The sequence below is a fragment of the Bacillus sp. OTU2372 genome (assembly GCF_038440275.1).
Lineage (GTDB): Bacteria > Bacillota > Bacilli > Bacillales > Cytobacillaceae > Neobacillus > Neobacillus bataviensis_B.
On record NZ_JASATK010000002.1, the window covers coordinates 118,922 to 144,195 of the forward strand.

Sequence of the window (25,274 nt, forward strand, 5' to 3'; positions counted from 1 at the left end):
TTTTTACTTGTACCTTAATTTACCTAAAAATGAATAAAATGTCTAGGTCGCAATTTCCTTGCAAATGGCTTATTTTCTAGATACCATCATGGAGGGACTATTAAACTTACTTTAAATTAACGTGAGGATGGTTTATGAAAAAAATAAATGTACGTTTCTGGATCCTTGTCAGTATTGTGGCAATTTCTGGATTCTATCAAGGCATGCTCCTCCCTCTCATTGCTGTTATTTTTGAAAAAAGCGGTGTATCATCTTCGTTAAATGGTTTTAATGCAACTGCCTTATATATTGGAATACTTTTGGTATCCCCGTTTATGGAAATGCCGTTAAGAAAGTATGGGTACAAACCTGTAATTATTTGGGGCGGAGGCCTAGTTGTTATATCACTTGCCTTATTTCCACTTTGGAAGACATATTGGTTTTGGTTTGTGTTACGGCTGCTGATCGGGATTGGTGACCACTCCCTCCACTTTGCAACACAAACGTGGATAACTTCATCATCTCCAGTTGAGAAGCGCGGCCGCAATATTTCCTTATATGGATTATTTTTTGGAATTGGTTTTGCCACAGGCCCCCTAATGACCCCGCTGGTTAATATTAATCAATCCTTACCATTTATCGTTTCTTCGATTTTATGTTTAATTGGATGGGGTTTTGTGTTTACGTTGAACAATGAATTTCCCGAACAAAATGTCAACATCAATTCTTTTTTAGCAACGATTAAACAATTTAAACAAGCTTTTAAATTTGGATGGGTTGCATTCTTACTTCCCTTTACATACGGGTTCTTAGAGTCTTGCCTAAATGGAAGTTTTCCCGTTTACGCTCTTCGGACCAACATTAATGTATCGAGTGTCTCTGTTTTCCTATCTGTTTTCGCTGTTGGAAGCATTATTACACAGCTCCCTTTAGGAATGTTAAGTGATCAATACGGGAGAAGAAATGTCTTAATGACCGTACTGATTCTCGGTTTTTTAAGTTTTACGATGGCCAGTTTTGTGGAACACTCCTTTATTGGACTTTTCACCGCGTTTCTTTTTTCAGGAATGGTTGTCGGATCAACCTTCTCACTTGGGATAAGCTTTATGACGGATTTGGTTCCAAGGTATCTGTTACCGACCGGTAATTTATTATGCGGTATTTCCTATAGCGTTGGCAGTCTTAGTGGACCGATAATTGGCGGGTTATTTATTAAGTTTTTTCAAAATGTAAGTTTCTTTTATATTATTAGTACCATGCTTCTAGCTGTCTCCTTCATTTTATTTTCCTTTGCAAGAAAGATACAGATAAGGCTGGAACAGCAAAATTCCTAAAGATTATTGTAAGCAAATACATATCTTAAAACATACGATATATGGTAAAATAACTAAAAAGAATATAAGTTGAGATTTGCGCTGTCATCACTTGATGACAGCTTTCGTGTTTTTTAAGGGTAATGAATATGATTATTTTTCTCAGTTAGACTCAAAAGCGTAAGCGCCTTGACCAGGGGCGACAGGCATAAGACGAGCCGGCGAGAAGGTTGTTCTTTAACCTTCTTGACGGATTGGCTTAGACCTAAGAGCCCCTAGGCGCTGCAGCTGGCCGAATCAAAAATAATGAGGGGGGAGAAACAATGAGTTCTGAAGCAAAAGTTCTATCAAAGAGCATTCAGGAAGTCAGTTTGCTTGAAAAAATTAAACCACATTTCGAATTAATAGCGGCGGCGGTAAGTGGGGGCTTAATCGCTGCAGGCTGGCTGTTTGATAAAAATGGTAATGAGGTCGAATCCATTATTTCTTATTTATTAGCCTTTGTGATTGGGGGCTTTGCCAAGGCAAAAGAAGGAATCGAGGCCACCTATGAAAATAAAGAACTAAACGTCGAAATGCTAATGATTTTTGCTGCAGTCGGATCTGCCATCATCGGTTATTGGACAGAGGGGGCTATATTAATCTTTATCTTTGCCGTCAGCGGTGCGTTGGAAACCTACACCATGAATAAAAGCCACAAAGAGATCTCCTCTTTAATGGAGCTGCAGCCACAAGAGGCTTTAAGAATTACTAACGGTTATGAAAAACGGGTGGCAGTTTCTGAACTAATGGTCGGGGACCATATCCTGATTAAACCGGGCGAGCGAGTACCATCTGATGGGGTTATTATCAAAGGGCTAACCAATATCGACGAAGCGGCAATTACCGGAGAATCAATGCCTGTTTCAAAGAGTGAGCAAGCAGAAGTTTTTGCCGGCACCGTCAATTTGTCGGGTTCGATTACGGTTCAAGTAACAAAGGAAAGTACAGATACACTTTTTCAAAAAATAATCCAGCTCGTTCAATCGGCTCAAAGTGAAAAATCTCCTTCACAGCTATTTATTGAGCGTTTTGAAGGAACTTATGTTAAAGTGGTCCTGCTTGTCGTCATAAGTATGTTCTTTTTACCTTACTTCCTACTTGGCTGGAGCTGGCATGAATCTTTTTATCGGGCCATGATTTTACTTGTAGTTGCATCACCTTGTGCACTGGTTGCCTCGATTATGCCTGCTACCCTTTCAGCCATTTCAAATGGGGCGAAACACGGCATCTTAGTAAAAGGCGGGGTCCATTTAGAAAATTTAGGTCATTTAGAAGCAATCGCCTTTGATAAAACAGGTACCCTGACAAAAGGAAAGCCCGAAGTTACAGAAGTTTTAGTGAATAAAGGCATCGATAAAGAAGAACTTATTTTAAAAGCGGCTTCGATCGAAAACCTATCCAACCATCCACTAGCACAAGCGATTGTTAACTATGCAAAACAGACACTGCGAAAGGATTTATTACAGCCGGAAAGCTTAGAGGATATTCCTGGCTGGGGAGTTAAAGCATCGATTAACGGGGAACAATGGAAAATCGGTAAAGCTGCATTTGTTGGAAATGATCAGGTTGATGAGTTTGCTGAAGGAAAGGCCATAGAATTAGCTGGCTTAGGTAATACTTTAGTCTTTATTGAGATAGATGGCATGCTTAGTGCAATGATTGCGATGAAAGATGTGGTTCGTGAAGAAACAAAGCATGCAATTGAGGACTTAAAGAAACAAAACATAAAGACGATTATGCTGACGGGTGATAGTGAAAAAACAGCCCGAGCCATTGCGGCCGAGAGCCATGTGGATGAATTTTACGCAGAATGTCTTCCAGAAGAAAAGGTAGAGCAGTTAAAACAACTCAAGGAGAAATATAAAACAGTGGCGATGGTTGGCGATGGTATCAATGATGCCCCAGCATTAGCCATTGCTAATGTAGGAATCGCGATGGGTGGAGGAACAGATGTGGCCCTAGAAACTGCTGATATTGTCTTAATGAAAAATGATCTTCCTAAAATTGCTGAAGCGGTTCGGCTTTCGCAGCGAATGAACAAAATCATTAAACAAAATGTGGTTTTCTCCATTGCTGTCATTATGCTGCTAATATGCTCCAATTTCTTTCAACTGCTAGATTTGCCATTCGGAGTAATTGGTCATGAAGGTAGTACCATCCTTGTTATTTTAAATAGCCTCAGGCTGTTAAAATCATAAATAAAGGACCTGGTGAATTTCTCACCTGGTCCTTTTATGTTATGGCTTAGTGATAGCCGTTAGACCCGTTAGCAGAACCTGAAGTTTTATTCCCCTTACTGCCTTTACCCTTTTGCTTTGTACTACCATCTTTTTTCGTATGTTTTGTCATTTTTAAAACCTCCCTTAATGTTCGGGGACTAAGCCCTAATCATAGTTTGGACGGATAAGTTATTTTCATTAAGGTAAGTGTTAGCAGTTTGTCCGTTTTTTTTCACTGTAGAAGGCATTTACCTCGCCTCCAAGAATAATAATAAATGCGGATAGGTATAACCAGATCATTAACACAATGATCGCTCCAATTCCTCCGTATGTAAGGGAATAATTACTAATATTTCCAACATAGAAGGATAAACCCATTGATGATAGAATCCAGCCTATGGTGGCAAAAATGGCCCCTGGAAAAGCACTTCTGCATTTAAGCTTTACATTTGGTGCAATCCAATAAAGCCCTGTAAAAATAAGAAATAAAATAATGGCACTTCCCAGCCAGCTTAACGTATTCCATACCTTAATAAATTGTTCAGTATAGCCAAATTGCGAGAATAAAAAAAGACCTATTTCCTTTCCAAAAACAGGCAGGATAATGGCGAGTAAAAAAACGAAAATCATACCAAATGTTAATAGAACGGCCATTCCTCTTGCAACAATGAAGGACCTGCTCTCCTTCACGTTATATGCCTTATTAAAAGCCCTTACGATTGCGTTAATTCCGTTAGATGCCGACCAAATCGTCCCAATGATCCCAAATGAAAGTAAGCCGCCATTACGTTGGCTCATAATTTCCTTAACATTTTTTTCAATAAGCTTCATAGCTTCAGCAGGGGCAAAATCGCGAATCATACCGAGCATATCCTCGTGTGGAATCGGGAAATACGGTAGGAGTGTAAATAATACAATTAAGAGTGGAAATAAGGAAAGAAGAAAAAAATAGGCCAATTGCGCACTCAAGCCGGGAAGATCATCTTCCTCTATCCGATGCCAAAGTAATCTTAGCAATGATGAGCGTACATTTACTTTCTTATCCATACAGATCCTCCTTCTTATTTGTGATTTATTCTTCCTTTCTTAATACATTATTTAAAATTTCATCTTCATTATTATCAATAAAAGTATCCTTCGTTTCCTTAAGTATTTCCGTCACCTGTGGTGTCAGTTCCCTTAACTCCTCAACTTTATCTGTAATAAAGGAGATATCTTCACTAACAGTTTCAAAGGTGGATTTAAGTTTTGCAGCTGTCCCCTTTACTTTTTCTGATATTTCGTCAGGATGTCGAACAATATACCCTACCTTACCAGAAGTCCTTTTTACATTTTCCTTCATAGCTTCACGTGTATCTTTATCTAATAAGCTAAGTACTCCGCCTGCAATTGCCCCTAGCAGTATACCTTTCCAGAACTGATTTTTTTTCGTCATCATAACCTCTCCTTCGAGCATCATAATTATCATTCACTCTTATAATTGAAAATGATACCATTGTATATCTTACCATTTATTTTACGATATCAAACCTTTCAATCCAATCAGTTCGTTATCATTCAAGATTTTTCTTTGGACAAACTACAATGGAGATGAGTATTGACAGAAACTTTTTATCATGAAAAGATGGGATTAAAAATTAGAAAAGGGTGACCGAAATGAATTTATCAGAAAAGTCTGTTGAAAATGTCGAATACATGATTGAACAAATAAAAGAAAAATTAAAGGTCCTAAACCTTGGAGCCATCAAACCCTCTCATTTTGATGAGGAAATGTATGAAGAATTAAAGGAAATTTATGAAATGGTTTTGAAAAAGAAATCATTTAGTCCAAATGAAATGCAGGCATTAGTCGAAGAACTTGGAAGTCTAAGGAAAAAGTAAGAAAAGCGCAACGAGCCGGCCGAAAGGTTGCTTTTTAACCTTTTGGACGGATTGGCTGCAGACCATCGAGGGGCTAGGCGCTGGAGCTAGACAATTCTCAAAGTTAAAATTTTATACTTTTTATCTCATAATTAAGAGACCCGTTATTTCGTTTTTAAAAATAACGGGTCTTTTGTTTACCTCTGTTCAGTTAAAATGATTGGACCGTCCTTTGTAATGGCAAGGGTGTGCTCATATTGAGCAGAATATTTGCCATCAATCGTTCTAGCAGTCCAACCGTTCAAATCCATCTTGGTCTGGTAGCGGCCGATGTTTACCATTGGCTCGATTGTAAATACCATCCCCTCTTTGATTCGTGCCCCCTTGCCTGGAAGTCCATAATGCGGAACATCGGGTTTCTCATGAATGACTGCACCGATGCCGTGGCCAATAAAGTCACGAACAACAGATAGTCCTTCACTTTCTACATACGTTTGGATTGCATGACCAATATCTCCAATTCGATTGCCGGGAACAGCCTGCTCAATCCCTCTGTATAAGGCTTCCTTGGTTACCTTCAATAAATGGGTCGTTTCCTCCGAAAGCTGGCCAACCCCGTAAGACCAGGCCGAATCCGCTAAAGCGCCATTGTAATTAACAACCATATCAATAGTGACAATATCACCATCTTTTAATGGTTCCTTCCTAGGAAACCCATGGCATATTTCATCATTTATACTTGCACATGTTGCATACTCATAGCCTTTATACCCTTTTTGTTCAGGTGTTGCTCCATTATTTTTTAAAAATTGGTCGACAAATTCTTCTATTTCCCATGTGGTTATTCCTGGTTTTATTAATTTAGCAATTTCCTTATGACAGGCTGCCAGTATTTCTCCAGCCTTTTTCATTGCTTCAATTTCTCGTTGTGATTTTAATACAATCATCTGTTTCCCTGCCTTTTTGATTATATTTATGTGCATTCATTGATATTGTTCGTTGTAGTGTGGCTTAAGAAAATTATACCTTCATACTTTAATATTAACGCTATCTAGTCTTTTTTTCAAAACATACCTTCCTTAAGTCATAGGTCTAGGAAGAAATTCACATTGTTCATGATATTGTAATAATAGTCCGTTCTTAATATGGTACTTTCACATCCTTTTTGATAGAATATATGTAAAGAAGTCTGACCGATTAAAACGTAATTACATTATTAATCGGAAAAAATCAAAATGTAGGTGTGTGAGACTCAATGATTGGTGACCGCGTTAAAAAATTTCGCTTAGAAAAGAAGATGTCACTATCCGAACTTGCTGAACAAGCGGGAGTTGCTAAATCTTATTTAAGTTCACTAGAAAGAAATCTGCAAAAGAATCCATCTATTCAATTTCTTGAAAAAATAGCGGGCGTTTTAAATCTTCCTGTTGAACATCTGATTCACGAACAAATCGATAAGGACGATTTAGATAATGATTGGATGAACCTTGTTAAAGAAGCCATGAATTCTGGTGTTTCGAAAGAGCAATTCCGGGATTTTCTCGAATTTAATAAGTGGCGGATTAATCAAAATAATCATGAATAAAAAAAGCATTCTACAAAAGCGATTATTTTTGTAGAATGCTTTTTTCAATATGTACCTGATGACTTTAAATCATCATGAGTAAGAAAATTCCGCACATCCTCAATTGAGAGCCCGAGTTTTCTTGCCTCTAAAATAAGCTCCATCCATTCCTGATCCACAACTTCCACGTCTTTTTCAGTAATTACCATTTTACTCACTCCCCAAAATACACTGTATTCCAGGTAACCCGGCCATCATAGCAAATTCATTAAACGCCTTAGATCCTCGGCTTTGCGTCCCTGCTTTTCAACAGGTTTGCCCTTTTCTGATTTCCCTACTTAAGTAATACATCGTCATTTTTCCAATGTTTTATATCTAGGTCTTTTTGCTTATTCATTTAGTGATATGTTCATTATATCGATTACAATTCTTGTAATGTGTTGTAATTTGTCAGTTTTTACTAATTTTCTTACAACTTTTTCAATCAAATTTCCCGATATTTCTACAAAAATCACCTATTTATTGACAAAAATACACCAATTATCCATTAATGTTAAATTTGTCTGTTCTGTGACAATAGGCATATAATATAAATAACAAAGTAAACTAAATAGTTAAAATATTTGCAGAAGGGTGTGTTATGTATTGACGTTGATTCATGTTTTAAATTTTTCCATCCCTATCGCCTTTATTGTTATTGCTGGCTTTTTATTGGACAGAATGTGCAAACCTGTTGAACACGAAAAAAAAGCTGGTGATGAATAGACCGCACTTCATCAACCAGATTTTACTTATTTATTTTACGCTGCACCTTTAACTCATAGTTTTTAAAAAAGGATGAATTTGTTTTAACTCCTCGTTTTGCCATTAACTGATTAAATCTTAACAGTTTTTCATTTAATTTTCTTTGAAGGTTTTCCCTTTCATTTTCATCGCATTTTTTGAGCAGGTCTTCAATACCCATCATTTCTTGACGTAAGCGTCCTTCTTCTTCTGTATAACCGGCATTTTTCATTATTTTATAGGCCATGCGCAGTTCCTCAGGAATTCCAGATAAATCCTCAAGCTGCATGGGTTTTCCAAATCCAGGTAATGCATCAAATTCACCGTCTTGATAAGCTTTTTTTATTCTGTCTTCTGAAAGTATCTGAAAAAAATCCATATTTACTGCCTCCTTATCACACTCATTACTCCAATTATAACAACTCATGTACCACAGATAAATTGGAAAAATGATTCCAATTTATTTTTAGGAATGTTTGGGGAAACTACTTGCGAAGACGAAAGGAGTGTTAACATTGGCACGTGGAGAACATTTTGAACACAAAAAGAAGAATCATCCAGGTAATTTCCCAAAGGACAGCCTTACAGAAAAGCATGTAAAGGAAGCTATTGGGGATGAGGAATTAATTGTAACCCAGGAAGCTTTTAAAAATAGAATCGAGGATGAGGATGAACAGCGTGTAGATACTGGCCGCTGGCTCCCAAATCATATGAAGTAAAAGGCGTGATTTTCACGCCTTTTTTGCATTTTCTTTTATAAATTGATGAAATTCAAACATCCTTAACCAATCAGCCGCCTTTTCGATATCCTTAGAAAATACCCGATCTCTTTCAATGGAAGGTACTTGTTTACGCCCTTCTTCATATAACGCTTTTGTATATTTTGCCATTTTATTGGTCCCGCGAATTTCAACTGCCTGCATGGCACAAATCAATTCAATCGCAAGGACTCTTCTAACATTTTGGATAATTTGATACGCATGCCTAGCGGCAATCGTCCCCATACTGACATGATCCTCTTGGTTAGCAGAAGATGGGATTGAGTCGACACTTGCAGGATGTGCCAGTGTTTTGTTTTCTGAAACAAGTGACGCCGCTGTATATTGCATTATCATGGCACCAGATTGCAAACCAGGCTTAGGACTCAAGAAGGGGGGCAAATCGTTTAGCTGCGGATTGACTAATCGTTCAATCCTTCTTTCCGAAATATTGGCCAGTTCTGCAACAGCAAGTTTCATAAAGTCCATTGCAAAGGCAATCGGCTGCCCATGGAAGTTACCACCTGAGATTACTTTTTCCCCTTCATTAAAGATTAGCGGGTTATCTGTTGCCGCGTTCATCTCAATTTCTAATTTTTCTTTTACATAATCCAGAACCTGCCAGGAGGCACCGTGAACCTGCGGGATACATCGTAACGAATAAGCATCCTGAACCCTTAACTCCCCCTGTTTTGTTGTTAACAGACTATCGCTTAAGTAATGACAGATTCTTGCGGCTGTTTCAATTTGTTGTTTGTAACCTCTTGCGATCTGGACCTCCTCTGCGAAGGCATCCTTGATTCCATTTAAAGCTTCCATCGTCATAGCGGCTATTAATTCACTTTCAAAGCCCAGCTTTTCTGCTTCTAGATATCCTACCACTCCCATTGCAGTCATAGCTTGTGTACCATTTATGAGGGCGAGACCTTCTTTAGCTTCTAATGTCACAGGTAAAACCCCTTCCTGCTGAAGGGCTGCAAGAGAATCCATCCGTTTTCCTTTGTAAAATACCTCCCCTTCGCCAATTAATACCAGGGCAAGGTGAGAAAGTGGAGCGAGATCCCCGCTTGCTCCGAGCGACCCTTGCTGAGGAATGACAGGAATAATGTTTAAATTAACTAATGATAATAATTTTTCAATAATAATGGGTCTAATCCCCGAATACCCTTTTAACAATGCATTGGCTCGAAGTAGAACCATCGCTTTAGAGACTACTTCTGGAAAGGGTTCTCCTAATCCGCACGCATGGGAGCGGATTAAATTTAGCTGAAGATCCTGAACATAGGCTTTATCAATTAAGACGTCGCTAAATTTTCCAAACCCTGTTGTGATTCCGTAGACGACTCGAGATTCTGAAACAATTTTTTCAACTGCCTCCCTGCTTTTTTGGACAGCCTCCATACTTCTCGTTGAAGCGGTGACCTTTTTATTAGCGTATAACACCTCTTTTATTTGCTCTAAGGATAAATCGTTACCTGTTAACGTAATCATTTGTCTCTCTCCTCTACCAATTTAGAAGAATAAAGAAAGAGGCTGGATTCCTTAACCGTTTAGATTAGGAAGCCAGCCTCTTTTATTGATTCAAATTTATTTTTTAGAGAATGCCGCATAACTCATCATTCCATTCTTAACTATTCTGATAATTTTATTGTATGTGCGGGGAGCCCTCAATGTCAATGGAGTCGGAAAGTGGTTTTTCGACTAATTCAGGGACATCTTTCATAATTAGGAATTTCGTATCGGGGCTCTCCGTGATGATAGGTTTTTTCTACAATTCTAAGTGGTATTCGACAAATTAAACTAATTATTCAACAATATATGTATAATATTGCCGCTATACTTATACACTTCTCCAAATTACAAAATCCCTCCATTTTCCGCTATACTATAAAAAGGTAAATTTGTGTTTTACCTGAAAGGAGAAAATATGAAATCACTTGTACTTGCAGAAAAGCCTAGTGTCGCGCGTGAAATTGCCCGTGTCCTTGGCTGTAATCAAAAACATAAAAGCTATATGGAAGGCAATCAATATATTGTTACTTGGGCACTTGGTCATCTAATCGAATTAAAAATGCCAGAGCATTACGACACGAAATATAAACAATGGAACCTAGAGGACTTGCCGATTATCCCGCCAAAAATGGGACTAAAGGTAATGAAACAGACCAACCACCAATTCCGGGCAATCGAAGCTCTAGCTAAGCGGAAAGATATTAATGAATGCATCATTGCCACTGATGCCGGCCGCGAAGGAGAACTTGTCGCCCGCTGGATTCTAGAAAAACTCCATTGGAACAAACCATTGAAAAGACTGTGGATTTCATCGCAAACAGACAAAGCCATTAAAGAAGGCTTTAAACAATTACGGCCTGGAAAACAATTTGAAGACCTCTACCATTCAGCTGTTTGCCGGGCAGAGGCAGATTGGCTGATAGGCCTAAATGTAACTCGGGCGCTGACTACTAAATACAAAGACCCCCTTTCAGCAGGACGCGTCCAAACGCCAACACTGGCGATGGTCCTAGACCGCGAACAGCAGATTCAAAAATTTGTTGCAAAAGAATATTGGACTATTCGTGCTGAAATTGGAGCACTCGCAACGGACTGGGAGCGGGACAATGAAAAGCGCATCTTTGATAAGCCTAAAGCTGAAGCTATAGTTGCCAAGATTGAGGGCAAAAAAGCACAATTAGAGAAAATCGAGCGAAAGAAAAAGTCGGAACAGCAGCCGCTTCCGTATGATTTAACAGAACTGCAGCGAGATGCCAACAAACGCTTTGGCTTTTCTGCGAAAAAGACATTAACGGTCCTGCAGCGCCTTTATGAGCAATACAAATTGGTAACCTATCCAAGAACGGATTCAAGGTACCTGACTACCGACATGATCGGAACGATGACAGACCGCTTGCAAGGGATGCTATCCGGTTATAAAGAGGAAGTTCGTCCATTGCTTGCTAACAATGGGAAGGTGCTTGCGAAACGAGTATTCAATAATGAAAAGGTAACAGACCACCATGCTATTATACCGACAGAGCAGCGGCTAAATTTAGGTGAACTCGATAACGATGAACGAAAACTGTATGACCTGATTGCCCGCCGCTTCCTTGCTTTATTTTTACCAGCGTATGAATATGAAACCATTCATGCCGTCTTCAAAGTTGAGGGCGAAACCTTTACAGCCAAGGAAACTAATGTCCTGGATTTAGGATTTAAGAAAGTCTTAGGAAAAGACGAAACTGAGGCATCCACAACTGGCGTTCAGAGAATGGTACAAGGGAAAGACTATATGGTTAAAAACAGTACCCTTAATCAGAAGTGGACAGAACCACCATTAAGATACTCTGAAGCCGATGTACTGGCCCAAATGGAGAAATTTGGACTAGGAACACCAGCGACGAGAGCTGAAATTATTGAAAGATTGGTTGAAACAGAGGTCGTCGAACGACAGAATGGCCGTTTTACACCGACGAAAAAAGGTAAACAGTTAATCGACCTCGTCAATGATGAATTAAAGTCTGCGGAATTAACGGCGAAATGGGAGCAGGAGTTGGAACGAATTTCGAAAGGGAAAGCCGATCCAAAGGCATTTTTACAAAAAATCCGCCGACAGACAGAACAGCTAGTCTCAGAAATAAAGGCAAGCGATAAATCCTACCGAGCACATAATCTAACTGGCTCGAGATGTCCAGAGTGTAATGAATTCTTAAAGGAACGAAACACCAAAGATGGAAAAATCCTTGTTTGTTCCAGCCCAACATGTTCGTTCCGAAAACGGAAGGATCCCAAGCTGTCCAACCGCCGCTGCCCGCAGTGCCATAAGAAGATGGAACTCCATGAGGGTAAAGCAGGTGTGTACTTCCAATGCCGGCGCTGTAATGTCGTCGAAAAAGCAGAAGAAAAGAAAAAAGCGGTAAATAAACGTGAAGAAAAGAAACTGGTCCAAAAATATTCGCAAAAGGAAGATTTCGGTACTAGTCTTGGCGATTTACTCAAACAGGCACTGCAAAATAATGATTGATCGAAAAGGCGGGAATCCCGCCTTTTTTTCTTGAAACCACTTCGAGCGGGCTAGGATTCACTTTCAGCTTGACAATTGCCCCCCTTGCCATTCCAATGACTGTTTGGGTAGGTTATGACTGGACTTTCTATATTCTTTGTCTGCTGGCCCTTGCAAGTTCGGGATTATATTGGTTGATGTTTTATGTGTTTGAAAAACAAAGAAGCAGAATCACAGTGTAAACGCCTTAATCACTATGGTTTATGGTTTATTTTTCCTTTTAAACACGCTACAATAAAGGAAGATTCTGATAAAAGGAGTTACATAACATGAGCGATTTTAAAAAGAGTCTTGAAAAATATGCAGAGCTTGCTGTCAAGGTTGGGGTTAATATTCAAAAAGGCCAAACCCTAGTGGTCAACGCCACTTTAGAAGCAGCTGAATTTGTCCGTCTTGTTGTCAAAAAGGCATATGAAACAGGGGCTTTAAATGTCATTGTGAATTGGAACGATGATATCGTGACAAGAACAAAATATGATTTGGCACCAGATGAGGCGTTTTTAGAGTATCCGGTTTGGCGTGCAAAGGAAATGGAGGATTTAGCAGATAATGGGGCTGCTTTCATGTCGATTATTTCTTCAAGCCCTGACTTGTTAAAAGGTGTAAATCCTGAACGAATCGCTAACTTCCAAAAAGCAGCTGGAAAGGCGCTTGCAAATTATCGGAAAGCTGCACAATCTGACAAAGTCAGCTGGACAGTGATTGCTGCAGCATCTAACGATTGGGCTGCAAAAGTATTCCCGGATGAGCCTAGTGAAAATCAAGTAACTAAGCTTTGGGAGGCTATTTTTAAATCTGTTCGAGTTGATACAGAAAATCCAGTAGAAGCTTGGAAAAAGCATGACGAAACACTTCATGAAAAGGTCCACTATTTAAACGGAAAAAGATACAAAAAACTTCATTATACTGCTCCCGGAACGGATTTAACGATTGAACTGCCTGAGAAGCATCTTTGGGTAGGTGCAGGCAGTGTTAATCAAAAAGGTTTTGAGTTCATGGCCAACATGCCTACTGAAGAAGTTTTCACTGTACCTTTGAAAACTGGTGTTAATGGTACCGTTGCCAGCACGAAACCTTTAAGCTACGGCGGCAATATCATTGACCGCTTCTCGATCACGTTTGAAAATGGAAAAATTGTCGGTGTGAAGGCCGAAGAAGGCGAAGAAATCTTAAAGCGTCTAGTTGATACAGACGAAGGTTCGCATTATCTAGGAGAGGTAGCGCTTGTTCCTTATGACTCTCCTATTTCAAAATCCAATGTCCTTTTCTTTAATACGCTTTTTGATGAAAATGCTTCGAACCATTTAGCGATCGGCAGTGCCTACGCTTTCTGTATTGAAGGTGGAAAGCAAATGTCTTCTGAGGAGTTAGCACAAAACGGACTTAACGAAAGTATTACCCATGTGGATTTCATGATTGGTTCCGCTGAAATGGACATCGATGGAATCACAGCTGATGGAAAAACAGAACCTATCTTTAGAGATGGGAACTGGGCATTCTAAAAAGTCTGGAGGAGTTCCTGTAATCTAGGTAAAAAAGAGCAGAATCTAATCTGCTCTTTTTTCTATGGTTTAAAAATAATCGCTCCATCCTTTTCTTTTAAGACTCTTTCACGCATTTTAGTTAGTTGTTGGACTGGGTCCTCTAGTTTGATATTACCCAATAGATCAAACAATCCGAGCGATTTTAATAAATCTTTTTCCATTATTTGAAGCTGATTCGTAAGTGAGGTATCCTTCTCACATAATTTACTTAAAGGCAATGTCTTATCAAGTCCTTCGTCAATTAAATCCAGTGCGAGTTGTTTATTCACGACTCCTTTGCTTTCCTTTGCGAGCACACACACTGTTGGGATCGTCGAATCGCCTTTTGTTATATGGTCAAGCGGATTCAATACAGTCTCCACTGGCTTCGTCACCTGTTCCAACGGTTTCAGCACTGGCTCCAGCGGCTTCGTCACCGGTTCCAGCGGTTTCAGCACTGGCTCCAGCGGCCTGGTCACCGGTTCCAACGGTTTCAGCACTGGCTCTAGCGGCCTGGTCACCGGTTCCAACGGTTTCAGCACTGGCTCTAGCGGCTTCGTCACCGGTTCCAACGGTTTCAGCACTGGCTCTAGCGGCCTGGTCACCGGTTCCAACGGTTTCAGCACTGGCTCTAGCGGCCTGGTCACCGGTTCCAACGGTTTCAGCACTGGCTCCAATGGTTTTGTTACAATCTCCATTGTTCCCTTTGCAGGGTCAAGTATGGTACCATCAGAATCTGTCAACGCTCCTGCCTTTGAAAAATCCTCACACATTAATGGCAGATGACCTGTCACTATTTTTTCAATTTGTTTATCGATTTCATTCATCGGGAGTAAACTCAAATCTTGTAATACTTTAATCGTACCTGGCTTTTGTGGATTTGTTTTTCCAGTTATTGTGGTCAAGGTCAATTGATCTATTAAACTATCCACCGATTTCATATAGTGGGCCGCCATCACCACGCTTTCCATGCCAAGCTCGGGTATCGTCTGATTCGCATTAATGCAGGCCCCTTTAAATGAAATGGCCGTTGTGTCAACAGTCATATTTTTTACGGTAACAGGGCCATTTGCTTTTAAGCTGATGGTTACAGCCCCATTGGGTGTGTCGATTTGCTTTGTTAATTTCATTCCATAGATCGTTGCTGATTGATACTGAATCCGGAGCATTGGTTTCTCTTTGTTCTGAGAGGTCTCTTGTTTAACAATTGTTGCAAACATACCGGAGCCAACCACTCGGTCCGCCTCGATAATAAAACCCTCGTCCTTCGTTTTTTCTGCGGCGAAAACAGGGTTACCGAGAGAGCATAATGTCAGCATCAGCAACTGAATACAAAAGCATAATAAGATGCGCTTTCGTTTCCACCACATAATTTCTCCCCTTTAAACAGAGTGTGTTTTCTCAAGTCCGTTTGGAGGTGCAGTCTTCACTTTTACAGGTTCAAGGCGCCATCCCATTAATAAAGCTCCTCCAATAATTCCGAGTAATGTTCCAAATAAGAACCCTCCTAAGGCACCAACTACCGAGAGAATCGAAAGGAAAATCGTAAAGATTCCTAGTATCTTAGAAGCATTCGGAAAAAAGATTGCGACTATACCAATTAAGGTGATGACACCTCCAAATAATAAACCGATGCTCGCAATGGAACCTGGTAAAAAGGTGCTTAAATACAGATTTAATGGAACCCATAAGATCATTAGCCCACTTAGGATAGTGATGAATGCTCCCCATAGCGGCCGGCTTTTGCTCCACTTTTTAGCCCCCATTAGCTTCTGCCCCCCCAGCCTACTTCTTATTGATTTTTTCAACCGTTAGCCGCATACCGTTCATATTAATTGTCTTTTGAAATAGATAGTGAGTTTTTAATTTTGCATGCTCAAGCGTAATAGTTGAAGACGTTTGCTTAAATTGTTTCTGCCAGTCATCACTATGCTTTTCTTGGAGGACTAAATTTTGGAACTTCGCATCTGCTTCTATCAACCCGGCATCATGTTGCAAACCAGTAATCTGAACAGGCTTGGAAGCGGTTATTTTGACACGGATCCATTCACCGCCTACTTTAAAATCCTTATATAATTGAAGATTATCTATGGTCAGAGTTTCAATTAAATTGGTTCCTTGTGGTGCAGAAGCTGATGAGCCTGTTTCACCCATTTTTGGATAGAAAGTATAATTATTCCCTACTAATTTATCAAACTCTACATAAAAGTCTCCTACACCTGCAATTGGAACTGCATAGGCAACACCCGAAATCCCAAATGAAATTAGCAGTAGTGCTAACGTCAATAACCCTGTCGCCAGCGCCGACCAAAACACCTTTTTACTCGTGGTACCCTCAACAAGTTGAAAAGAAGCCTCCATCAAATCCCTCCTTTTTTTCTAAATATTTAAACAATAATTCTTACCTCTAGCATACAATCCTTGTTTTATTCAAACAATCACGGAAAATATCGTGTAAATTATAAGCACCCGTCAAATGTCGGGGTGGTCTTTACACTACGGACATAATAGAAAAGAGACTTACGTAAGATTTAATAAGAGAAGAGTGAGGATGGATGATGCATGAAACATAAAATTGATCAGCTTTTACTCAAAGGACTTACTCTCCTATTTGAGCATAAAGAACCTTTTTTAAAACGTTGGAAACATCAGCTGACAAAATTAAATTATCAAAATGACGATTTAGTCGCCAGATTTGAAACCATTATTGAGATGGCCATTATGAAGCCTGTTGATGAAAGGAATCCTAATGTTGACTCGTTGATCTTTTCACTGTTTACGGAGTGGCAGGCTCGATTTTCTAAAAAAGAAGAGGAAAATGAATCTATTTTTCTCCTTACGACTATAGAAAATCTCTTTCATCAACTGTTAGCACAAAAATCGTCAACGACATTTCTAGACCATCAAGCCGTGCATTCGTTTTTTTCTAGAATCCTAGACCAAACCTTTTTATCCCAAAATGTTGAAGCTCAAAATCAAAAATGGTTAAAATCAATTATCTCAACCAATATGGTCCCTATTAAGTGGGTAGCAGTGGTAAAAAAAAATCAGCAAGACTATCAAGTTGAAACAGTAATTTGTTCCGATTCGTATAAAGTGGACAACCATTTACTTGATATATGTACAAGTTTAAAGGCAGGGGAAATCGACCATCTTTCGTTAGCGATTCAGAAATTAGTCGGTGCAAGTTCCGATGATTATGAAATAATCCAAATACCATGTATAAATGATAATCTCCTAATTTGTCCAGATGATTTGCTGTCTGGGGAGCAGATTTCTTTTATCAAGGGGATGTATTTACGGCAGCTTAAGCTCCACCAGCTCGAGAGTAAAATGGAATGGAAGGATGCTTCCCTCCTATTTCTACAACATCTGATTCAAACGAAGAGTGTGGATGATGGCCTTAACGCCATAACTAGAGGACTAGTGGATTATATGCCATTCAAGCGCTGCGCCTTATTCTTATATAACCACTATGTGGATAAAGGAATCGGAGTTTCCGGTTATAATGTAAGTGATTTCACCGTTCAACAAATTAAAGAGGAAATCTTCACACTGCCCTTAATAGACAAATACTTTTATTCTTTGACCCATTCACAGCCTCTATATTTTTCAAATGCGCTAGATATTTTGCCGAAAAGATATGTTCAGGAATATCAGCTGAAGTCCCTCGTTGTCTTGCCTATTTTCGTACCGACCAAAAACAAGTTACTTGGAATTGCCCTGTTAGATCAAGGGGCAGAAACCCCATTTGAGGTCTTACCTGAAACCATGACGACACTAATAAAATTTGGACAATATGCCGGAGAACTTTTATATTCTATTTGGGATGAGACACTCCAGCAATTTGGGTGTCCGCAAACTATTTTAACGCTTCGGGAAAAAGAAGTCCTGCAATTAATTGCTGATGGGGCTTCCATTAGTGAGGCAGCCGAAAAGTTGCATCTTAGCAGCTACACAGTCCGAGACTATGTATCTGCCATTATTCAAAAATTAGCGGCTAAAAATCGGACCGATGCGGCCGTGAAGGCTATTAAAATGAAATTAATATCATAACCGCTTGGCCTAAAACAACAAATATAGTTGCCTTTCTTGATGGGTCAGGATAAAATGAACAATTAAGAAAAAACAAAAAGGGGGTCTGCTTCTATGTGGAATGAATTTAAACAGTTTGCCATGAAAGGCAATGTCATTGATTTAGCAGTTGGGGTCATAATTGGAGGGGCATTTGGAAAAATTGTCTCTTCACTTGTCGCAGATATTATCATGCCATTGGTTGGATTATTACTAGGGAAAGTAAACTCTTTTGCTGAACTTTCCTATCATAGCCTAGCTTACGGGAAATTTATCCAATCCGTTGTTGATTTCTTTATTATCTCATTTTCCGTTTTCTTATTTGTGAAATTAATAACGCGTTTTAAAAGGAAGGAAGTACCTGCAGAGGTTGTTGTGAAAGTAGAGACCCAAGAAGAGCTATTAACGCAGATTCGTGACTTATTAAAAGAAAACCAAGAATCTTTAAGAAAAAATGAAACATCTTGACCACTTATACGTATATCTTAATAAGGGAAGTCAGTACAAAGGACTTTCTATCTAATTCTATTTGAGGTGAAGAGCTTTGTATACACAAACATCGACTGAATTTATGCCTTCCGTTTTAAGGACGTTTGCTATTTCATTAGCGATCGCTTTCTTAGGAACGATGGCAGGGGCATTTGTCGTACCGCCTGGGCTGTTTATGCCGTTAATGATTTTAGAATTTGTTATGCTGATTAGCGCCTTTTTCTTTAGAAGGAGAAAAGCTGTTTCATATGCATTTTTGTATATTTTTACTTTTATTTCAGGTATTACTTTATATCCAATCGTAGCTTATTATCTGTCAACATCTGGAGCAAATGTAGTCGGCATGGCATTTGCCAGCACAACGGTTGTCTTTTCTGGGATTGCTATTTACGCCGCAAAGTCCAAACATAATTTTTCTTTCTTAGGCGGGTTTTTACTTGCAGCTATCTTAGCATTAGTGGCCATTTCGATTTATAATATTTTCTTACCATTAAGCTCAACAGGAATGCTTGCATACTCCTTTATCGGTGTTTTAGTATTTAGCGGATACGTTCTTTTTGATATCAGCCGGATGAAGCACTACGGAGTAAGACCTGAAGACGTTCCGTTGATGGCATTAAACCTATACCTAGATTTTGTTAACTTATTTATCAGTATTCTACGTATTCTTGGAATCCTTTCAAGTAGGGACTAAGAAAAGCGCAAGCGCCTTGGTCAGCTCCGACAAGCACAAGACGAGCCGGCCGAAAGGTTGTTCTTTAACCTTTTGGATGGATTGATCTAAATGGAGGCGACTGTTCTGGGACGAATGCATAAGACGCACCCTGTAAGAAGGCGTTCTTTGCCTTCCTCAGGGGGTGGCTTATGACTTAAGTCCCAAGGAGCCGCAACTGGATGAGCTTGTGATCTCGAGGGGCTAGGCGCTGGAGCTAGACAATTCTCAAAGTCAAAAACTTTTATACTTTCTTATCTCAAAAAACAGGAGTTTGGCAAATGCCAAGCTCCTGTTTTTTTATATCTGTTCAATTAATGCTATGCCTCGGTCAATCATTTGTTTAACGGAGGGATCCCAGTTCGTATTTTTCAGCTTATCCAAGATAACGCTTACATTTCGATGGATAGCCTGATTTATTTTAAATAGCTCTAATATTTCAATCCGTAATAGCCATTCATTTGGATATTTTTGATCGAGAATGGCTAAAACCCGATTTACGTGCATTAAATTAGTTTGCTCCCACTTGCCCTCTCGTAAGTCTCGGATTTCTGCATACAGGTTTTCTAGTTCAGTCAAACATTGCTGTTCAACTTCTTCCATGCTTTCATCGTTTGTCGAAGGGGAATCATAATAATGGTTCGGGTCAGCTGCTCCCGAAAAAACCGACGTAACCCTTGCGCCAACAGCCATATCAAATATTCCCCATGAAGGTTCGAAAAGAACAATATTCTTGTACGTCACTTGACAATTAGTAAAACTAATCAAAATCGGATTCTCATCATAAAATAATATATTTTTAACATGGCCTTCCACTGTTACCCCGCTTTGAAATTCTAATACGGCATTATTTCCCTCTTTAATACCTAAAGCTTGCAATTGCTGTGCGGTACAAGCTTCTATTACAATACCTCCTTTTAATTTACCGATTGGTGTTCCAAATCCTTTACGGTGTATATCCGTACCTTGATCCTTCAATTGTTTATGATCATAGGACAAAGCTGTAGGGCCTTTTGTTCTTACATAAATGGCCTCCGCATTTTCATCCTTTAAAATAGCGGTCAGCGTACCGGTAACCTGGAGGCCTGACGATAAAACCATTGTGGCAACACTGCTCGATTCTAGTGCTTGATCCAGACTTTCCGTGCCGCCTTTACGGAAGGCCATAGTCGAGGCGAATTGTTCAATCTTCTCCACTAAATCATTAAAGGAACTACATACAAATAATTGCGGCTGTGGCTTTGTAACATCATAAGGAGTATTGATACATTCTTCAACGGAGAAGGGAATTTTTTTCACATCTGGTTTCAGACAGCTTTGACTTTCCCCTACTGAAGACAGTAGTCCCGCTCCATAAATTTTAGGGTTGTTCACATCTCCTATTAATCCGTACTCAACTGTCCACCAAAACAGCCTAGAAACTTTGTCAGCCTCAGACAAACCTTTGACTCTGCTCTTGGCTTCAATAACTTGCCGTTCAGCTTCTTGGACCTGCTCATGAGTTGAATCAGGGTCCTCGGCAATAATCGTCAAATGGCGAACCGCTTTAAATACTTCTAATTTCTCTTTACTCGAAAGGGCCTTAGCTCCCATTTCACCAATTTTCCTGACAAAGTCCCGGTAAGTTTCATCCAATAATATTGGTGCATGCCCTGCCGCTTCATGGAGCATATCCGGTGCAGGTGTATAGGCTATATTTTGGATGTTCCGAATCTCCGTTGCAATCGGGAGAATCCTGTTAGCCAAAAAGCCATAAAAAGCCGAGCCTGGAATTAACCCATCAATTGTAACGGCACCCCAGCCGATTATTGCCAAACTTGTATTCATATCATCAACCCTTGGAACCCGATCTGTCTTAATTCCCGAATCTCTTAATCCATTAACATACGCAGGATAGGCTATATCCTGTAAGAAATAATGGTTCTGTTTCATAACAAAGCGCCAAACGGCATGGTCGATTGGCGTGTAATGGTGGTAGTATTGCGTTGATATATACGGCTGCAAATGCTTTGGAATCTGTGGCTTTTCTTTATCAGTCATTTTGACCTTCCCCTTTTCCAACCTTATTTGATTAAGGACGGGAGCAATCAAGCAAGTGACTGCATTTTTGGACGTAGTCTCTCCTTCGCTCTTCTCATTCTCGTTTTCACTGTCGACATTGGCAGATTCCCTTTTTCCGCAATTTCAAGCAAAGATAAATCTTGATAGTAATATAGAAAAATAGGATCACGGTAAATGTCCGGCAATGTCCTTACCTTTTCAGCCATTTGTTCTCTCGAGTATTTATTCAGAATTTCCTCTTCGGGAATGGAATGTGGTTCAAACAGGACTGAATAGGCATAAACCTCTTCTCTCCAAAAATGCTTCGATTTTTTTTCTTTCCGCCAAAAGTCACGGCATTTATTCATCGCAATCCTAAAAATCCAGCTTTTATATTTTGATTGCTCCTTAATGGAAGGATATGCGACGTATGCTGAAAGTAATACCTCTTGAAAAAGGTCTTCCGCAAGTTCTTTCTGTCTCGTTAACGATAAAATATATTTAAATGTAGCCGCACCATGTTCATTCACTAGTTTCTCAAATGCAAGGTCGTTCATCCTAACCATCCATCCTTCCTTCAACAACATCTTCTATATAATAGACGGAAAGGAGCTGCACCCCCCTACACTTTGTGTAAAAATAGTTTCACCTTTCAGTTGCTTCCGTAACGAGACCTTTCATAAAAATAGAAACTCCAATCTTCTTACAGATGGTTAAATAGTGCATAAGTGCTAATAGAACAGCTCCCGTATTCATACCGATAATCACCCCGTTCATCTGCCAATCGTGGGAGGAGCCGAGCCAAAGAATCAAAGCAAATGAGATGATGGTCGACCAAATAATATGAAAAAATAATTCTTTTAACATATCAAGACCAATTAAGAAAGCCTGCATTGGCATGATAAAGAAATGAAACAGGAAAAACGGCCAGAGTAACTGCAGATATATAGCAGAGGTATCCGATTTAAAAAATAAAGATGTTAAATCTGGTGCAAAAAAGTAAAAAATGACGACCGCTGGAGTTCCGTACAAAAACGTAATCGTCATCACTTGCTGGAGCATTTTTTGTAGGGTTGTGAAATCTTTTTGCGAATGGGTCTTTGATACAGCCGGAATCAGCACAATCATTAAGGAGTGAGCAATAAAGGCCGGAAAAAATCCAATTGATGCTGCCACACCCATCAGCATTCCAAATTGTTCTACAGCGAGCGTACTGGATAATCCTGAGTAAACCAAGGCTCCCTTTATAACAAATGGTTGTACGGCATTCATGATAGCGGAGAACAGCCGCAGTCCTGTCGTTGGAATCGACACCGCAATTAAGTTTTTCCGTACCCCTTTTCGGTCCATATTGGAGAAAGGCTTTCTTTTCAGCTGTTGGAATTGAATGATAAACAAGTAGAACAGATATAAAAACACCACAACTTCACTGCCTATCAAGGCACAAATAGCAATTAATAAGGATGCCTCCGCATCGAATTCAAAAAAGCGAAACAAGATAAACAGTCCTATAAGCTGGATAGACTTGCGAAGAAAGTTTGAGACCGCTATTTTCCCCATCTCCTGGACTCCCATAAAATAGCCTCTAGCTACGGATGTAAAGGAGATGACAGGCACTAATGCCAAGACAAGCCATCTCACATATGGGTGGTAAGCATTAAATACCGGGATAAATGGAATAAGCGCGGCGGCTGCTAAGAAAAGAATACATGTAAAAACAATGGTAATGGTCAAGGCATGATAGAGAATATTACGATGGTAGCGCTGATCCCGTTCCGCGATAAATTTCGAAATCGAGACCTGTAATTCAAAGCTGGACAATAAGACAAGTAAAAATATTGAGGGAAGAATCGTCATATAAAGCCCTAACCCGTGTGACCCCAGCTCTCTTGCCAAAATCATATTGATTAGGACCTCAATCATTTCACCTAAAAAAGCAGAGGCAGCTAGAAAAAAGATACTTTTATAATAAATATTCAATTTACAAATCTCCCTTACTCTCATCTCTTTTAATAACTTATGAGACAAGTCCCTTGAATAGTAGGAGAAATTTTGCAAAAAGAAAAAGGGCTGTTACCAGCCCTCTTAAAGATTTGTTGATATTACTTGTTTACCATCACTTTTTTTAACCAAATAGGTTGTTATGAAAATGATTAACAATAGAAGTATTTGCGGTAAAGTGGTTTCGTACGTTGGATAGAGTCCAAGCCAGTCAATAAATGGTAAGCGTTCCACCGTTGTGGTCGAAAGCACATCTGAAATCTGCAATGCATGAATACTGATCCCTAAAATTTTAAACGCTAAAAAGTAAATTAAGATTGTCGCCGTTCTAAAGAACAAGCGAATAGGAATTTTTACACTGTAATGAATGATGGCAAATCCGGCAATGACTAACAACACAAGGGCCAAACAGATTCCCATCACGAGTTCCGCTAAACTTATATACGGGGTAATGCCGGTATAGAAAATAATCGTCTCTGCACCTTCACGGAAAACTGAAAGAAAACTAATAAAGGCAAAGGACATAAGGCTTCCTTTCGCGATGGCTTGCTGCATTTGCTGATTAATATATTTATTCCAATTACCGATGCTTGACTTATTATGAAGCCATGCCCCAATCGTCAGCATCATGACCACAGCAACTATACCAGTAATCCCTTCAATATACTCCCGGCTTGACGCGGCAACAAATTTGGAAAAGACTATATTGATGATAACGGCGAGGATCGCACTGGCTAAGATACCAGCAACCACCCCAGACCATATCCACTTTTGCTGCGCGGGTTGCCCCATCTTTTTCAAAAAAGCAATGAGGGTCGCGACAACTAATAAGCCTTCTAATCCCTCACGCAATAATATCAGGGCTGCATCCCATAATGAGTAACTTGTTTTACTTAATAATGGGGCAAGTCGATCTTCTAAGTCCTTAACAATATCGGTGGCTTTATCGGCGTTTACATTTTCAGAATTTAATAGACTGATGGCAGTTGGGACCTTCGTCTCCATATCACTGTACAAACCGCTGTCCCTAGTTTGGACATCGCCTTCCACCATTGGCCAGATGGTCAAAATTTTATTTAAATGCTCACTGGCCCCTTTGTAGTCACTTTGAGAAATAGCTTTTTCAGAATCACTTAACAAAGTAGCTAAGTCATTCAAGGAATAATCTCCTTCTACCTGTTTCGATACTTTACCGGCAATAAAGTTATCTACTTCGCTTTTTAATTGATCCAAGTTTTGACTGGCTTTCTCTAAATCCGCAGGTTCCTGTGTAATCGCAATTCGAATGAGGGCTGTGTATTTTTCAATATTTCCATATGCAGCAATACTCTCATCGTGAACAGCCTTCTCTGAAGCAGTCCAGCCATTCATTAATTTTTGATATTGTAGATTTAATGAAGCTGTATCTCCTTTTTCTATCGAGTCCTCCATAACAGTAATAAGCGGAAGTAACTGCTTAATCTGTTCTTTGGCTTTTTCTTTATCTTTTGGATTTTGTTCCTCATCGTATTGGACGACTGCACTTGAAAGGGCCGAGAGACTTTTCGAGAGTGCCTCTTTATCGACGCTGTCTTTAGCTAGTAGACTTTGAACTTTTTTTAACTCTTGGTCCACCTTTTGGGCTTGTTTGCTGCCGGCTTTTTTAACGGACTGCCATTCGCTTGCAAACTGCTCCATGTTATTGGCCACGACAGCCTGCTCGCCATTCTTTGCTTTCATTAAACTATCACCAATTAGTACAAAAAGTTCATCACTATTTTCCGCTGCCTTTACGGGAGGGCTCATTTGAAAAAAACTGATTAGTAGGATGAATACTAATAAATACTTCCAATTTAAACGCTGCATAATTCTCTCTCCTCT

Annotated in this window: 23 protein-coding genes and 1 riboswitch; of the genes, 10 read left to right on the top strand and 13 right to left on the bottom strand. The window is 39.6% G+C overall.

The window, feature by feature from the left end; all coding sequences use genetic code 11:
* Window positions 1-134 precede the first annotated feature (134 nt).
* Entirely contained in the window at window positions 135-1,313 is a 1,179-nt protein-coding gene (locus AAHB15_RS05525) for an MFS transporter (protein ID WP_342041945.1), read from the top strand.
* Window positions 1,314-1,615: 302 nt separating this feature from the next.
* Entirely contained in the window at window positions 1,616-3,532 is a 1,917-nt protein-coding gene (locus AAHB15_RS05530; protein WP_335572649.1) for a heavy metal translocating P-type ATPase, read from the top strand.
* Between the two features lie 231 nt (window positions 3,533-3,763).
* On the opposite strand, the gene AAHB15_RS05535 is transcribed toward AAHB15_RS05530, so the two are convergent.
* Window positions 3,764-4,600 (bottom strand): YihY/virulence factor BrkB family protein, encoded by an 837-nt coding sequence (locus AAHB15_RS05535; RefSeq protein WP_335572648.1) that lies wholly within the window; start codon window positions 4,598-4,600, stop codon window positions 3,764-3,766.
* Window positions 4,601-4,625: 25 nt separating this feature from the next.
* The gene (locus tag AAHB15_RS05540) at window positions 4,626-4,991 is read right to left on the bottom strand and encodes a YtxH domain-containing protein (RefSeq protein WP_342041946.1); all 366 of its coding nucleotides are present in this window, start codon (window positions 4,989-4,991) and stop codon (window positions 4,626-4,628) included.
* Between the two features lie 218 nt (window positions 4,992-5,209).
* Here AAHB15_RS05540 and AAHB15_RS05545 point away from each other — a divergent pair, with 218 nt between their 5' ends.
* Complete coding sequence (locus AAHB15_RS05545) at window positions 5,210-5,434, top strand: DUF1128 domain-containing protein (RefSeq protein WP_335572647.1); 225 nt, start codon at window positions 5,210-5,212, stop codon at window positions 5,432-5,434.
* Window positions 5,435-5,610: 176 nt separating this feature from the next.
* Here the strand turns inward: AAHB15_RS05545 and map are convergent, their stop codons facing one another.
* Window positions 5,611-6,360: a type I methionyl aminopeptidase gene (gene map, locus AAHB15_RS05550; protein ID WP_335572646.1), complete on the bottom strand. Its 750-nt coding sequence runs from the start codon at window positions 6,358-6,360 to the stop codon at window positions 5,611-5,613.
* Window positions 6,361-6,668: 308 nt separating this feature from the next.
* Here map and AAHB15_RS05555 point away from each other — a divergent pair, with 308 nt between their 5' ends.
* Window positions 6,669-6,998, top strand: a complete 330-nt coding sequence (locus AAHB15_RS05555) for a helix-turn-helix domain-containing protein (protein WP_098532827.1) — start codon at window positions 6,669-6,671, stop codon at window positions 6,996-6,998.
* A gap of 44 nt (window positions 6,999-7,042) precedes the next feature.
* Here the strand turns inward: AAHB15_RS05555 and AAHB15_RS05560 are convergent, their stop codons facing one another.
* Window positions 7,043-7,186 (bottom strand): anti-repressor SinI family protein, encoded by a 144-nt coding sequence (locus tag AAHB15_RS05560; protein ID WP_144567268.1) that lies wholly within the window; start codon window positions 7,184-7,186, stop codon window positions 7,043-7,045.
* Between the two features lie 29 nt (window positions 7,187-7,215).
* A riboswitch (cyclic di-GMP riboswitch) is annotated at window positions 7,216-7,307 on the bottom strand.
* A 457-nt stretch (window positions 7,308-7,764) separates the two neighbouring features.
* Window positions 7,765-8,139 carry a DnaJ family domain-containing protein gene (locus AAHB15_RS05565; protein WP_144567267.1) on the bottom strand — a complete coding sequence of 125 codons (375 nt, stop codon included), beginning with the start codon at window positions 8,137-8,139 and terminating at the stop codon, window positions 7,765-7,767.
* Between the two features lie 127 nt (window positions 8,140-8,266).
* Between AAHB15_RS05565 and AAHB15_RS05570 the strand changes: the two genes are divergently transcribed.
* Window positions 8,267-8,479: a hypothetical protein gene (locus tag AAHB15_RS05570; RefSeq protein WP_420489660.1), complete on the top strand. Its 213-nt coding sequence runs from the start codon at window positions 8,267-8,269 to the stop codon at window positions 8,477-8,479.
* 12 nt (window positions 8,480-8,491) lie between these two features.
* Here the strand turns inward: AAHB15_RS05570 and hutH are convergent, their stop codons facing one another.
* Window positions 8,492-10,009 carry a histidine ammonia-lyase gene (gene hutH / locus AAHB15_RS05575; RefSeq protein WP_335571426.1) on the bottom strand — a complete coding sequence of 506 codons (1,518 nt, stop codon included), beginning with the start codon at window positions 10,007-10,009 and terminating at the stop codon, window positions 8,492-8,494.
* 436 nt (window positions 10,010-10,445) lie between these two features.
* Here hutH and AAHB15_RS05580 point away from each other — a divergent pair, with 436 nt between their 5' ends.
* Complete coding sequence (locus AAHB15_RS05580; protein ID WP_335571425.1) at window positions 10,446-12,536, top strand: DNA topoisomerase III; 2,091 nt, start codon at window positions 10,446-10,448, stop codon at window positions 12,534-12,536.
* 308 nt (window positions 12,537-12,844) lie between these two features.
* Window positions 12,845-14,077, top strand: a complete 1,233-nt coding sequence (locus tag AAHB15_RS05585) for an aminopeptidase (RefSeq protein WP_335571423.1) — start codon at window positions 12,845-12,847, stop codon at window positions 14,075-14,077.
* Window positions 14,078-14,139: 62 nt separating this feature from the next.
* Here AAHB15_RS05585 and AAHB15_RS05590 read toward each other — a convergent pair whose 3' ends face one another.
* From AAHB15_RS05590 to AAHB15_RS05600, 3 genes are read right to left on the bottom strand one after another with little or no spacing between them, the layout of a single operon-like run.
* A complete protein-coding gene (locus AAHB15_RS05590) occupies window positions 14,140-15,468 on the bottom strand; it encodes a DUF6230 family protein (RefSeq protein WP_342041947.1) in 1,329 nt (442 codons plus the stop codon).
* Window positions 15,469-15,480: 12 nt separating this feature from the next.
* Window positions 15,481-15,864: a DUF6114 domain-containing protein gene (locus tag AAHB15_RS05595; RefSeq protein WP_342041948.1), complete on the bottom strand. Its 384-nt coding sequence runs from the start codon at window positions 15,862-15,864 to the stop codon at window positions 15,481-15,483.
* Between the two features lie 19 nt (window positions 15,865-15,883).
* A complete protein-coding gene (locus AAHB15_RS05600) occupies window positions 15,884-16,459 on the bottom strand; it encodes a DUF6230 family protein (protein ID WP_335571419.1) in 576 nt (191 codons plus the stop codon).
* Between the two features lie 201 nt (window positions 16,460-16,660).
* On the opposite strand from AAHB15_RS05600, the gene AAHB15_RS05605 reads away from it, so the two are divergent.
* From AAHB15_RS05605 to AAHB15_RS05615, 3 genes are all read left to right on the top strand, one after another.
* Window positions 16,661-18,154 (top strand): LuxR C-terminal-related transcriptional regulator, encoded by a 1,494-nt coding sequence (locus AAHB15_RS05605; RefSeq protein WP_342041949.1) that lies wholly within the window; start codon window positions 16,661-16,663, stop codon window positions 18,152-18,154.
* A gap of 93 nt (window positions 18,155-18,247) precedes the next feature.
* On the top strand, window positions 18,248-18,640 hold the full coding sequence (gene mscL / locus AAHB15_RS05610; protein ID WP_098532814.1) for a large-conductance mechanosensitive channel protein MscL: 393 nt from the start codon (window positions 18,248-18,250) through the stop codon (window positions 18,638-18,640).
* 76 nt (window positions 18,641-18,716) lie between these two features.
* Complete coding sequence (locus AAHB15_RS05615) at window positions 18,717-19,355, top strand: Bax inhibitor-1/YccA family protein (protein WP_342041950.1); 639 nt, start codon at window positions 18,717-18,719, stop codon at window positions 19,353-19,355.
* Window positions 19,356-19,673: 318 nt separating this feature from the next.
* Here the strand turns inward: AAHB15_RS05615 and AAHB15_RS05620 are convergent, their stop codons facing one another.
* From AAHB15_RS05620 to AAHB15_RS05635, 4 genes are all read right to left on the bottom strand, one after another.
* Entirely contained in the window at window positions 19,674-21,413 is a 1,740-nt protein-coding gene (locus AAHB15_RS05620) for an aromatic amino acid hydroxylase (protein WP_342041951.1), read from the bottom strand.
* 47 nt (window positions 21,414-21,460) lie between these two features.
* Entirely contained in the window at window positions 21,461-21,970 is a 510-nt protein-coding gene (locus tag AAHB15_RS05625) for an RNA polymerase sigma factor (protein WP_342041952.1), read from the bottom strand.
* Window positions 21,971-22,058: 88 nt separating this feature from the next.
* Complete coding sequence (locus tag AAHB15_RS05630; RefSeq protein ID WP_335571414.1) at window positions 22,059-23,393, bottom strand: polysaccharide biosynthesis protein; 1,335 nt, start codon at window positions 23,391-23,393, stop codon at window positions 22,059-22,061.
* Between the two features lie 105 nt (window positions 23,394-23,498).
* The gene (locus AAHB15_RS05635; RefSeq protein ID WP_342041953.1) at window positions 23,499-25,259 is read right to left on the bottom strand and encodes an FTR1 family iron permease; all 1,761 of its coding nucleotides are present in this window, start codon (window positions 25,257-25,259) and stop codon (window positions 23,499-23,501) included.
* Window positions 25,260-25,274: the final 15 nt, after the last annotated feature.